The sequence below is a fragment of the Avibacterium endocarditidis genome, assembly GCF_965138825.1.
In the GTDB taxonomy this organism is placed as follows: Bacteria; Pseudomonadota; Gammaproteobacteria; order Enterobacterales; family Pasteurellaceae; genus Avibacterium; species Avibacterium endocarditidis.
In genome coordinates this window covers 113,030-125,932 of the sequence record NZ_CBCSDH010000001.1, presented here as the reverse complement: position 1 = coordinate 125,932, position 12,903 = coordinate 113,030, and the positions used below count along the sequence as shown (strand labels likewise).

General features: G+C 39.5%; 9 protein-coding genes. 6 read left to right on the top strand and 3 right to left on the bottom strand.

Annotated features, from left to right (window positions below; all coding sequences use genetic code 11):
- Positions 1–6: 6 nt before the first annotated feature.
- The 4 genes from ACNAV8_RS00585 to ACNAV8_RS00570 all read left to right on the top strand — a co-directional run bounded on the left by ACNAV8_RS00585 (position 7) and on the right by ACNAV8_RS00570 (position 6,021).
- Positions 7–2,076 (top strand): TonB-dependent siderophore receptor, encoded by a 2,070-nt coding sequence (locus ACNAV8_RS00585; RefSeq protein ID WP_415777024.1) that lies wholly within the window; start codon positions 7–9, stop codon positions 2,074–2,076.
- 157 nt (positions 2,077–2,233) lie between these two features.
- Entirely contained in the window at positions 2,234–3,196 is a 963-nt protein-coding gene (locus ACNAV8_RS00580) for a transferrin-binding protein-like solute binding protein (RefSeq protein ID WP_415777023.1), read from the top strand.
- A gap of 61 nt (positions 3,197–3,257) precedes the next feature.
- Positions 3,258–4,718: a surface lipoprotein assembly modifier gene (locus ACNAV8_RS00575; RefSeq protein WP_245872507.1), complete on the top strand. Its 1,461-nt coding sequence runs from the start codon at positions 3,258–3,260 to the stop codon at positions 4,716–4,718.
- A gap of 49 nt (positions 4,719–4,767) precedes the next feature.
- Entirely contained in the window at positions 4,768–6,021 is a 1,254-nt protein-coding gene (locus ACNAV8_RS00570) for a DUF2254 domain-containing protein (protein WP_415777022.1), read from the top strand.
- 57 nt (positions 6,022–6,078) lie between these two features.
- On the opposite strand, the gene malM is transcribed toward ACNAV8_RS00570, so the two are convergent.
- From malM to malK, 3 genes are all read right to left on the bottom strand, one after another.
- Positions 6,079–6,966, bottom strand: coding sequence for a maltose operon protein MalM (gene malM, locus ACNAV8_RS00565; RefSeq protein WP_103855708.1), 888 nt, complete (start codon positions 6,964–6,966; stop codon positions 6,079–6,081).
- Positions 6,967–7,160: 194 nt separating this feature from the next.
- On the bottom strand, positions 7,161–8,441 hold the full coding sequence (locus tag ACNAV8_RS00560) for a maltoporin (protein ID WP_103855709.1): 1,281 nt from the start codon (positions 8,439–8,441) through the stop codon (positions 7,161–7,163).
- Positions 8,442–8,592: 151 nt separating this feature from the next.
- Positions 8,593–9,711, bottom strand: a complete 1,119-nt coding sequence (gene malK / locus ACNAV8_RS00555) for a maltose/maltodextrin ABC transporter ATP-binding protein MalK (protein ID WP_415777021.1) — start codon at positions 9,709–9,711, stop codon at positions 8,593–8,595.
- Positions 9,712–10,065: 354 nt separating this feature from the next.
- On the opposite strand from malK, the gene malE reads away from it, so the two are divergent.
- Together malE and malF are read left to right on the top strand one after the other, a co-directional pair.
- Positions 10,066–11,256, top strand: a complete 1,191-nt coding sequence (malE, locus tag ACNAV8_RS00550; RefSeq protein WP_415777020.1) for a maltose/maltodextrin ABC transporter substrate-binding protein MalE — start codon at positions 10,066–10,068, stop codon at positions 11,254–11,256.
- Positions 11,257–11,353: 97 nt separating this feature from the next.
- Entirely contained in the window at positions 11,354–12,895 is a 1,542-nt protein-coding gene (gene malF, locus ACNAV8_RS00545; protein WP_415777019.1) for a maltose ABC transporter permease MalF, read from the top strand.
- The last annotated feature ends 8 nt before the right edge of the window (positions 12,896–12,903 follow it).

Genomic DNA, 12,903 nt, shown 5'->3' with positions numbered 1-12,903 from the left:
CTATTTATGCCAAAAGCTGTTTTTAAATTATCCCTTTTATCCACCGCACTTTTACTCGCCTCGCAAAATCTTTGGGCGGAAGAGTTGGAGGCGATCACGGTAGAAGCGGGATCGATGTACCGTATGGGTGAAGTGCCGATTTATCAAGCTAAATCTGCAGTTTCCCTTTCTCGCGAACAACTGGATCAGCAAAATATCACTAAAGCCGATGAAATCGGGCGTTATCAAGCGGGCTTTGAAAACCAAGTGTTTGGTGAAGATACCAACACCAACTGGTTTAGAGTGCGTGGTGCGGAGGTTACGCAAGCTCTTGATGGTTTACCAATGGCAAGCTATGGCTTTTTTACCCCTTATGTAAACACCTTTGGCTTAGAAGCGGTGGAAATAACCAAAGGTGCAGACGCAATGACCTTCGGCGCAGCAAACTCAGGTGGTTTGATCAACTATGTCACCAAGCGTCCGCATAAAGATCAAATTGGCAAAGGGGAATTTACCCTTAACGCTGGAAATCATCATCAATATGGCGTCGGCGTAGATTATACGGATCTCATCGGCAATAATGATGATCTGCGTTATCGCTTAGTGGGTGCATTTTCGTCTAAAAATGGACAATGGGACGCAACAAAAAATAAAACCGTTTATTTCGCACCATCTTTGGAATGGGATATTTCTGATCGCACTCGTTTAACCCTTTTAACCAGCTATCAATTTGATAAAGGCGTGCCAAGCTCGAATTTCTTGCCACAAGAAGGTTCGCTCATGCCATTCCCTGATGGTAGCTATATTGGGCGTTCCACCAACCTTGGTGATCCAGTCAATGATCGTGAATACAACCGTCAATACAATATCGGCTATGAATTTAGCCACCAATTTGATGATAATTTAAGTTTTGACAGTAGCTATCGCTACACTTATGCCAATAACTATCACCGTGGTTCTTATGCTTATCCTTCTGCTTATAATGCAGACTGGACGCCAAAAGCACCAAGTGCGGCAGGTTATGAATTGGCTCGCGGTGTCGTATTTAATGACGGCACATCTATTTCTCATACCCTAGATAATTACCTCACTTGGAAATATAGCAACGATTGGCTGAAAAATACCTTAGTCGTGGGAACAGATTATCGTCATCAAAAAGTGAAAGCCTACTATACCCTATTTGGCAGCACCTCTGCGGTGAATTTAAAACAGGCTCGTTCTGGCTATAATCAGGCTCAAATCATCAATGCCCCTTATACCTACATCACTGCGCGCCAACTTGGGCTTTATTTACAAAATCAAAGCCGTTTTATGGATAGCCTTGTGTTAAACTTTGGGGTACGCCACGATCGTGCGAAACAAGATGAATACACATCTTCACAAAAAATCAGCAATACGTCCTATTCTGCGTCATTAATGTATGAAGCGCCATTTGGCTTAAATCCATATTTTAGTTACAGTGAATCCTTTAATTTACCAGTGGGATTAAGTGGCAATCAAAAACTTTATGATCCAAATATCACTCACCAATATGAAGTGGGGATCAAATATTTGCCAGACTGGTTAAACGGATCAATCACCGTTGCTGCTTTCAAAGCTAAAGATAAAGGTGCGTTAGTGTCGAATGGTTTAGGTAAAACAGTGAGCAATGCCAATCCTGTGCATCGCAAAGGGGTGGAAGTTCAAGCCGATGTGAATGTAACTAACAACTGGAATATGGGCTTAGCTTATACCTATTTGAAATCAATCACTCGTAAAGAGAGCGGCGATGTGCGTAACCCATTAATTCCAAAACATACTTTTGCTGTGAAAACCGATTACACCTTTGATAACGGCGCATTAAATGGTTTAACGGTGGGCGCAGGCGTACGTTATATTGGTAAAAGTGTTACTTCTCAAGGTTCACTTTATTCAGGCAAAGAAGTACCATCCGCCACTGTGGTAGATCTAATGGCACGCTACGCATTTGATTCTAACTGGATTGCTCAGTTAAATGTAGAAAATGTCGGCAACCGCCGTTATATCGCAGGCTGCGATTATTACTGCTACTACGGTGCTGAGCGTAATATCAATGCTTCTGTGTCTTATAAATTCTAGCCACTTGTATCTAGGGGGATACTCTCCCCCTATGATATAAAATGCTTATTAAATGAAATTTAATCTTGTCCTATCCCATTCACTGATATAAGATGAACAAAGCAAGGTACTTGCTATTCTAACTTTTATTTAACTAAATAACCAAAGGATGACAATTATGAACCAAACAGTAAAAATTACATTAGCAACATTAATGTTATCTGCATTAACAGCTTGTAGCAGTGGTGGTAGCGGTTCTTCTGATGAGCCAGCGGCTAACAATACTTCATCTAATACAACGACTTCATCAACATCTCAACCTGATACATCAACAAATAATAACACAACAACCCAACCAGAAACGTCCACAAGCAATAACACAGGCTCGCAGCCAGATACCTCAAACTCAAGCAATACTGAACCACAACCTGCACCTGCTGAATTCTCTGGTTATGCTTTCTCTTCTAATTCCAAACTTGGAGAACCGGCTAATCCAGGTGGCACAACAACAATTAATTCAGATTCTATTGATACCATTGTGGTTAATGGAAAATCATATTCCCTTATCCCTAACTTAGCAGGAATTTCGGGCAACACAGTAAATATTAGCTATTTATGGGTTAATGATGGAAAACGCTATGTTTGTTGTGGCACACAAGGAAATGTTAAATCTGTGAAAATAGGTGCTGTATTAGATAATGAAACACTATACGCCTTTGTTCAAGGAAAACCTACACCAGAAGATCAAATTCCTACAAGCGGTCAAGTTGTATATGAAGGAAAAGATACAGCAAGACTTATACCTTTAGGTGACATAAATAATAAAGGGCTAGCAAATGAATTAAGCGTTCGCATTAATGCTGATTTTGACAATAAAACCGTATCGGGAAATTTATATAATGATGACGGTGGTGTGTTTGATATTAAAAATGGAAAAATTGCGGGAAATACTATCGTAAATGGTGAAGTCAGTGTTTCAGTTAAGGATGACACCAATAGACAATCTCTCAATATTGAAAATGATGCCCAATTCTCAGCGCCATTAAATGCAAAATTCTATGGTGAAAATGCTAAAGAAGTAGCAGGTACGGCACATAATGAAAAATGGGGCGTTGTTTTTGCAGCGAGCAAATCAGAATAATATTGTCAATTTTCTTACTAAAAGCCATTCGCTTGAATGGCTTTTTTCATAGTGAGGTTTTATGTTGAAACATCATCTAACATTTCCTTTTGCCACATTAGCACTAATGTTTACAATTTCAGCAAACGGAAATCAACAAGTTTTACCTGCAAACGAACGATTAGATCAAAGCGAACAACAAAATACTCCAGAGGTAAAAATTGATCCCTCTAAGCCATTAATTGATCGCCCTGATACAGCAAACACCAAAAATACATTATCTATTTCAAAGGAAGAATTAGCTAAACACCCTGATTTAATTATACGCGCTTTAATTCCAGCTGTTACCCAAAACAATAGTGAGGCAGTGGCGTTACTTTTTCCCCTTTATCAACAACAAACTAATACCGATCCTACTCTGATTTTATGGTGTAAAGCAATTCTTGCTGCAAAAGAAGAAAATTATCATCAGTCTATTGATTTTTATCGTGAAATTATCAGTAATTATCCACAAATTACCCCCGTAAGATTTCAATTAGCGCAAGTATTATATTTAAACTATGATAATGAAGCTGCGCTCGATCAATTCACAAAATTACGTTCTGAATCATTATCCTCAACAAATTATCAAGTGATAGATAACTATATTACTGCACTGAAAAAACGACAAAGCTGGCGTTTCTATGGCGGTATTAGCTATGTTAAAGACAACAATATTAATAATGCCCCTAAATCAGACACCTACATAGGAAACTGGAAAGCTTGGGATTCTGAAAGTGCGGAAGGATTTTCCTATAATTTAGGCGCATCTAAACAATGGGAAATAAAAAATGGCTATTTTACCCAGCTTGATTTAGATCTAATTGGTCGCTATTACTGGGATAATAAAAAATATAATGAACTAGAATTTCGTTCAGGTCTTGGGATAGGCTATCATAGTACCTATTTTGAAACCCTTTTAATGCCATTTACAAGTAAACGTTGGTATGGTGGTGGCGCATCAGGTAGTAAGAGTTTAAAACAATTTTCACAAAATAGCGGTGTCAGACTCAGTTCAAGTTATTGGCTAAATAATCAGTGGAAATTAGCTAATACTTTAGAATACTCTGAAATACGCTATAAGACTCGTAAGCATCTAAATGGCAACCGTTATTTTGCTGATATAAGTTTATTATATATCCCTAAAAGTACCCAATTTTGGTTTGTTGGTACAAATTATTATCGCAGCAATGCCCGCGATAAAGATGAGGCATTCAATCGCGTAGGTATTCGCATAGGTTGGGTGCAAGAATGGGATTTTGGATTGTCCACTCGTCTAGTATTTAGCTATGCACAGAGAAGATATTTAGCTGCAGGAAGAATGTTAGCAAAAAAGCAAATTGATCACGAATATTCTCCGCAGCTGACACTTTGGCATCGTAATCTGAAGTTTTTTGGTATTACACCGCAAATTACTTGGGAATATAATAAAGTAAATAGCAATAATCCTTTTTATAGCTACGATAAGCACAATATTTATTTTAACTTTAGTAAAAGTTTCTAATCAGCATAGGGCTAATATCAATTAGCTCTCAAAATATGTAAGGTTATTAATGCTAAGCTACTTCAAAGAAAAACTCTTTCCCCTAATTTTATGGCTAAAAAAACCAAGTAATGGGTTATGGCTCACCCCAATTTTAGGTGCATTATTTGCCGTGTTTTTGGCGCTTTTCTCTGCGTTTATTAAAAATAAAGCATTGCCGATAGATATAATACCTGATATTAGCGAAGAACTGCTCAATGATATTCTCAGCATTATGGCATCGAGTATGCTGGCGGTGAGTACCTTTTCCCTTTCTATTATGGTTTCCGCCTTTTCGTCAGCTTCTAACGGCGCAACGCCAAGGGCCACAGAATTGGTGATGGGCGACAATACCACTCGCCTTGCCATTTCAAGTTTTATTTCCGCCTTTGTGTATGCGGTGATTGCCAAAATCACGCTCGGAATGGGGTATTACAACGAAGCAGGGCGCTTTGTGCTGTTTGTTGGTACGATTTGCGTGCTGATTTATTTAATCACCACCTTAATTACTTGGGTGAGTGCCTTATCGCAACTCGGGCTATTAAATAATACCTTAGAAAAAATTGAAACGGCTTCACAACAAGCCCTAAATAATTATTGGCAACAGCCCAATATGGGGGCGAAATCCCTTGACAAAATCCGCTTTACTTATGCGATCCACGCCCATAAAACAGGCTATTTAAGCCATATCAATATGCAAAATTTGCAAGATTTTGCTGACAAAAATGAGTGCGAAATTGAGATTGCCATTCAGCCGGGAAAATTGGTTTATACGGATATGCCACTGGCTTATGTCAATAAATCTATTGAAGAAATGGTACAGCTACAAGAAAATTTTATCATCGAAAACAACCGCTCTTATGCACAAGATCCGAAATTTGGTTTGATTGTGTTAAGCGAAGTAGCTCAACGTGCCTTATCTCAAGCGGTGAACGATCCCGGCACGGCAATTAAAGTGATTAGCGTCTTATTGCGCTTACTACTTGATAGCAAAACTGAAAAGCAAGAGGTGAAATATGATCGTCTGGCAATGTTAAATCTCAATGAACAAGAACTTGTTTTGCAACCGTTCACGCCGATTTGTCGCGATGGGAGCGCAATGTTAGAAATTCACATCAAAGTACAAAAAGCGCTCGCGGTGCTACGGACACAATCAGACAACCAAGCCATTCGCGAAGCCGCGCTAAAACAAGCCAAAATAGATTTAGACTATGCACTAAATGGGCTTTCCCTTGAAAACGAAAAGGCACAGCTCCAAGCATTACATCAGGATTTATTTCATTAACAGCATAAAAAAACTGCACCTATTGGTGCAGTAAATAATGAAAAAGACAGATAAGAATTATTTTGCAGAAACTTTCTGTAAAAATAACTTTCTCGGCGTTGTTAATCCCAATTTTTCAGCTTCATTAACAAGGTTTAAGGCTCGGTTAATGTCTTTTTGTTTTAATGCTTTGAGAACGGCTTGATTAAAATAAGCTTCTGTTTCCTTTTCAACTTTTGCATTATTTCCATTTGTTATATTCTGTGATGATTGTGTTGTCGTTTGATTTGCAATTACAGTGCTTGCCGTCGGCGCTTTTTTCTCTCCTCCTAAAATTTGATTTAAACCGATAAAATTCGTGCCATTTGCAGGTTGGAAATCAATAGTCAATTTGCCGTTTAAGCTGTGTGCAACTTGAATATCGGCAATCGCAGGTGGTTGCTTGCCTGTAGCTTTAGCAAATAATTTTGAAGGGTGAGGAACAAGCGTTTGTTTCGCCAAATCCGCTTTTGTGGTGTAAATTAATAAATAAAGTGTTCCTTGGTTCACTGGCGTTAAATTTAACGTCGCGACTAAGCGATTGGGTTTTAGCCCGCGTTCTTCTTGTAATTTGAAATAGCTGGAATCATAATGTGCGGCGACATTGAATTGGCTATCCAACACCACCACATTCGGAACAAAAACTTGCTGATTTTGCACCGCACTTTCAATTTCGATTTCTATCGTTCCTTGGTTAGCAGGTAAGCGGTATGCAACAATAGGGCTTTCGATTCCAGCAAAAGGAAGCGTAAACGCTTGTTTTTGTAAGGCATTCAGTTCTATCTTTACTTGCTGCGGTAAAGCGACATCTTGCCAATGTAATTGTGTTAGACTTTTCGATGGCAAAGAAAATTCTTCAGCCAAAATAGAACGCGTTGTTAAAAGGGTTGCAGCAAAAAGTGCGGTCAAAAAAATTCTCTTTTTCATTGTTACCTCGTTTGAAAAAAGCCTGTTTATTGTTAGAACTAGGCAAGCAAAAGTGCGGTGATTTTTTCGCAATTTTTGCTTGCCTATGTAGGGTGCTAAGCCGCTTTCATTTTCATAAAATCTGATGTCGCCTATTATTACAGCTTCGTAAGCAACTTGTTGTATAAGAATGAAATTAATTTAGCTATTTGACATTACCACCAAGCTTCAAATTGTACGCCTGCGATAAATTCACCATCTTTGGCTTTATAACCTGCATCAGTGCGCTGTTGAGTGTTAAATTTATCATTCCAGTGAGCATAAGTCCCGAACACGCGGATTGCAGGTCTTGCCCAAATACTGCTACCGGCTTGCCATTGTTGGGCGAGGGTGTATTTCATTAGCTGATTTTTCAATCCTGTTTGCTGATCTTTGATGCGATCATAACCCACTTCAACCAGCGTACTCATTGTGTCAGTCCATTTGTACATCGGGCGAACGCCTGCGGAATACCAGGTTTTCCCTTGATGATTATCTAAATCGGTTTTTTCGTAAATTAACGCATACATCACTTCCACTTTATCTGACGGTGCGACAACGCCTTGATTGATTAAACGTAGCATATGCCCTTTATTGGTATTTGAGCCGCCTTGAGAATGCCCCGTACTCCAAGAGGTCATCGCGTCAGTGGCATATTGCACGGTGAACTTGTTGAAACCGCCGAAAAATTCTCCTTGAGTATGTTCTAAGGTGAGCATATACCCGTTTTTACTCGCTCCTTTTGCATAATCAGTCGTCTTTTTAGTATGTGAACTACCGTAATCTAGCCCGATTTCTAATTTGCCATTTTTATTCACCGCAATATCGGCAAGACGCACATCAAAGACATCGTTATACACGTCTTTCTGACGAATGTATTTCCACTCCTTCTTATTCTTATCGTCCTTATCTACGACATATTCCCAACTATATGCACTATCTCGTTCGGTATTGCGAGTTACGGCAAAAGACAATTTCCCTACGCCCACATCAATATTCTCTACCCCAGCACCGGGGCCTGAAATATCCCAATAATAGAAGTCATTAAGATGGACATCGTGGCGTTGATAAAAACGTTTCCCCGCCCATAAAGTGGCATCGGGTAGGCTGTCGAGGAAATTTTTAAATTGTACATTGATCTCACGCAAGGCGGGCGTGGTGGTTTCCCAATCGCCTTGCTGATTAATGGAATAGGCAAGATTGGAATCTAAATAAATGGATTTATTGCCCTCATTGAATAGCTCTTGCCCCAATTTAAATTCCGCATAGGTTTCCGCTTCATTACCTAAACGATATTTTGAACCACCACCGTTTACGGTGAAAGCAGTTTGCTCACCGCCACCTGATGTCCAACCAATACCTGAACGAGCATAGCCGTGGAAATCAACGGCATTCGCACTCAGTGCGATAAAATTTGCTGCAATAATGGTTGCAATGCGTGTTTTTGCGTTTTTCATAATCGACCTCACTTGAGAATAATTTAGGTTAGGAAAAGGAAAATATCGCCGTTTGATTTCTTAATAAGTGGGATAGCTTCAGTTTGCAGTATCGCTTTATACTGCTAGCTGCTTCGTCTTACTATGAGATTAAACGGTGATAAAAGCGTTTCTACACACCTTTTTCTTTAAAAAGCCTTGGGCAGGCTATGCCATTTTCTTTGAATAAATGACAACGTTCTGGCACGATCCCAATATCAAACTCCGCACCTTCATCCACCAGTACCACATCATTTTGGCGATAGACTAATGTAGGTTGTTTGATTTCAGGGATTTCTAGGTGGATTTGCGTTTCATTACCCAATAACTCGACCACTTGAACTTTGCCTCGCAAAGTCACTTCGGCGTTTTCGGAGGGAACGAGATGCTCTGGTCGAATACCAAGGGAAAGGTTATCTCCCACTTTCACACCATCACCGCGAACAGGAATCCAAAAGTTATGATGATTGGCATCAGGCAATTCGACTCTGACCCGCTCATTTTCAACGCCAGTTACTTTAACAGGCAAAAAATTCATTTTCGGTGAGCCAATAAAACCAGCAACAAAACGATTCGCTGGATAATGATAAAGTTCAAGTGGTTTACCAACTTGTGCAATTCCGCCAGCTTTTAATACTACGATTTTATCCGCAAGAGTCATCGCCTCCACTTGATCGTGGGTAACGTAAATCATAGTGCGGTTCAATTTTTTGTGTAATTTGGAAATCTCTACCCGCATCTGCACCCGCAATGCAGCATCAAGATTGGAAAGAGGTTCATCTAGTAAAAAGACTTCAGGCTGAGAAACTAGGGTTCGACCGATTGCTACACGTTGTCGCTGCCCACCCGACAAGGCTTTCGGTTTGCGATCAAGTAAGTGAGCAAGTTGTAATACTTCTGCCACTTGATTCACCCGCGATTCACGTTCAGCTTTGCTCACGCCAGCCAGTTTCAAACCAAAAGACATATTTTCTGCCACATTCAAATGAGGATAGAGGGCGTAAGATTGAAACACCATTCCTATGCCTCTTTTGGCTGGCGGCACATCATTCATTCTTTTTTCGCCGATGTATAAATCCCCTGTGCTGATGTCTTCAAGCCCTGCGATCATTCTAAGTAAGGTGGATTTTCCACAGCCAGAAGGTCCAACAAAAACGACAAATTCGCCTTCATCAATTTCTAAATTAATGTCCGTTGAAATCTGTACATTGCCGTAGGATTTACCCACGTTGCGTAAGGATACCTTTGCCATATTTAACCTCATTTTGCGTTTATATCTGAATGCTAGGATAATTCAGTGTGCCTTATCTTCACTGATCTTTTCCTTAAAAAGATCCTCCCTTAGGTATTTTTTTAAGGATTAGATAAAAAAATCGTCTAAAATGATTTTACTTACCAAAGACGCGCTATTTATCGTTATTTTGTGATACCGATCACATTTTTCTTTTTCATTTTTGTGAGCCATATCACATAAATAAAAGAAATTACTATAACACGCTTATTTTTATTCAGGGGAGGAGAACGGAGGAGGATAAAAAATTACAAAATTAACGCATAATGAAACCAGCAATCCTTTATTAACTCACAATTTATCAGGAGTAATATTATGAAAAAAACCTTATTGACCTTTACCCTAAGCACGCTAGCAAGTCTTGTTTTTTCTGGCTCAGTAATGGCAAAAATGACAGAAGGAAAACTGGTTATTTGGATTAACGGCGATAAAGGCTATAACGGCTTAGCGGAAGTCGGAAAAAAATTTGAAGCCGACACGGGCATTCCAGTGCTTGTAGAGCACCCTGATAAGCTAGAAGAAAAATTCCCACAAGTTGCCGCAACAGGTGATGGACCTGACATTATTTTTTGGGCACACGATCGTTTCGGTGGATATGCACAAGCAGGTTTGTTAGCCGAATTGCACCCTAGCCCTGACTTTAAAGAAAAATTTGCCGATTTCGTGTGGGACGCACAAACCTATAACGGCAAAGTGATCTCTTACCCTGTGGCGATTGAATCCCTTTCGTTAATCTATAACAAAGATCTTATCAAATCCCCACCTAAAACTTGGGAAGAAGTTATTGAAGTGGATAAAAACTTAAAATCCCAAGGAAAAAATGCCATTATGTGGAATCTTGCTGAACCTTATTTCACTTGGCCTGTGGTGGCGGCTAATGGTGGCTATGCATTCAAATTTACCAATGGACTCTACAATCCTACAGATATTGGTGTAAATAATGAAGGCTCACAACAAGGCCTACAATTTGTGGTTAATTTAGTAAAAGATAAAGTGATCAATCCTGATATGGACTATTCCGTTGCGGAAGCTAGCTTCAACAAAGGGGAAACGGCCTTAACCATCAACGGACCTTGGTCATGGGGCAACATTGAAAAAAGTGGGATCAATTATGGCGTGGCTGTGCTCCCAACTTTAAATGGCAACCCTTCTAAGCCTTTTGTTGGTGTATTAAGTGCTGCAATTAATGCAGCAAGCCCAAATCAGGATCTTGCCGTTGAGTTCTTAGAAAATTATCTTTTAACCGATGAAGGCTTAGAGGCAGTGAATAAAGACAAACCATTAGGCGCTGTTGCATTGAAATCTTATCAAGCGAAACTTGCTGTTGATCCTCGCATTGCTGCCACGATGACGAATGCGGAAAACGGAGAAATTATGCCGAACATTCCGCAAATGTCCGCCTTTTGGTACGCTGAACGCAGTGCGATTACTAATGCGGTGAATGGTCGTCAAACGGTGAAACAAGCTCTTGATGAAGCTCAGGAAAGAATTTTAAAACAACAATAATTTTCTTAGGGGAGAATTACTCCCCTTTTACCTAAGCGCTAAATCTAAGCGTTAATAAAAGTGCGGTGCTTTTTTTCACAGTTTTTTGAGGTGTAGTATGCGATCATCATTTTTAAGCCCCAACCTAACTCAGCGACATTTTGTCAGATACCTTTTAATTATTGCTATTTTACTGCTAGATTTTTATGCAGTAATGTTGATGTATTCCCAAGGCGAGTATCTTTTTGCGATTTTAACTCTCGTAATCCTTACCTCTGGCGTGTATATTTTTAGCAGTCCTAAAGCCTATGCGTGGCGTTATGTCTATCCTGGTATCACGGGAATGATCATCTTTATTTTGTTTCCATTGGTAGCCACTATCGCCATCGCATTCACCAATTACAGCAGCACAAACCAGCTTTCCTTTGAGCGTGCGTTAAACGTTTTAACCGCTCAGAAATATTTATCTGGCGAAAAATATGATTTCAAGCTCTACCCACAAACTGAAGGAAAATATCAAATTGGTTTATCTCATAATGGCGAATATTTTCTTTCCGACCCTGTATCTTTAGTGCCCGCACAAGTTAATTTAGCCCAGCAAGATTTGCCAGACATTAATGCGGCTCCGCTGAAAACCATCACGCAAAATCGCCAAGCCTTACAAGCGATAACTTTAATCTTGCCGAATGGTTCAGCATTAACAATGAGCTCATTACGTCAATTTTCTGCTCAAAGCCCACGCTATCGTTATGATGGAACTACGCATCAACTCATTAATAACGAAAACGGAAAAATCTATTTAGCTAATTTTGATACGGGCTTTTTTCAACAAATTGACTCTCAAGGCAACTGGCTTAAGGAAACGTTAGAACCGGGTTTCACTGTTTCTATCGGATTCGCAAATTTCATTAAAATTTTCACCGATGAAGGCATTCAAAAACCTTTTATCCAAATCTTTATTTGGACGATTGTGTTTTCAGTGCTAACAGTTCTTTTCACCGTAATTTTAGGAATGATTTTCGCAAGTCTTGTGCAATGGGAAGCGTTGAAAGGCAAGGCAATTTATCGTCTTTTATTAATTCTGCCTTATGCCGTTCCAGCATTTATTTCCATCTTAATTTTCAAAGGGTTATTTAATCAAAGTTTCGGTGAAATCAATATGATCTTGAACCAGCTTTTCGGCATTCGCCCTGAATGGTTTAATGATCCGTTCTTAGCTAAGGTAATGATTTTAATCGTAAATACTTGGCTAGGTTACCCTTATATGATGATTTTATGTATGGGATTATTAAAAGCGATTCCAAACGATTTATATGAAGCTTCGGCAATGGACGGCGCTTCAACTTGGCAAAATTTTAATAAAATTACCGTACCGCTATTGTTAAAACCACTCACACCATTGATGATCGCCTCTTTCGCCTTTAATTTTAACAATTTTGTATTGATTCAGTTATTAACTAATGGGCGACCAGATATGATCGGCACAACAACACCAGCAGGGCATACGGATCTTTTAGTGAGCTACACTTACCGAATTGCATTTGAAGGCGGCGGTAGCCAAGATTTCGGGCTCGCTGCTGCCATTGCAACCCTCATTTTCTTATTAGTCGCAGGGCTTGCTTTATTAAATATCAAAGCCACAAAAATGAAATTTGACTAGGAGGCATT

Coding starts and splice junctions, on each gene's coding strand:
- ACNAV8_RS00585 (WP_415777024.1), top strand. CDS start 7: ATGCCAAAAGCTGTTTTTAAATTATCCCTTTTATCCACCGCACTTTTA.
- ACNAV8_RS00580 (WP_415777023.1), top strand. CDS start 2,234: ATGAACCAAACAGTAAAAATTACATTAGCAACATTAATGTTATCTGCA.
- ACNAV8_RS00575 (WP_245872507.1), top strand. CDS start 3,258: ATGTTGAAACATCATCTAACATTTCCTTTTGCCACATTAGCACTAATG.
- ACNAV8_RS00570 (WP_415777022.1), top strand. CDS start 4,768: ATGCTAAGCTACTTCAAAGAAAAACTCTTTCCCCTAATTTTATGGCTA.
- malM (WP_103855708.1), bottom strand. CDS start 6,966: ATGAAAAAGAGAATTTTTTTGACCGCACTTTTTGCTGCAACCCTTTTA.
- ACNAV8_RS00560 (WP_103855709.1), bottom strand. CDS start 8,441: ATGAAAAACGCAAAAACACGCATTGCAACCATTATTGCAGCAAATTTT.
- malK (WP_415777021.1), bottom strand. CDS start 9,711: ATGGCAAAGGTATCCTTACGCAACGTGGGTAAATCCTACGGCAATGTA.
- malE (WP_415777020.1), top strand. CDS start 10,066: ATGAAAAAAACCTTATTGACCTTTACCCTAAGCACGCTAGCAAGTCTT.
- malF (WP_415777019.1), top strand. CDS start 11,354: ATGCGATCATCATTTTTAAGCCCCAACCTAACTCAGCGACATTTTGTC.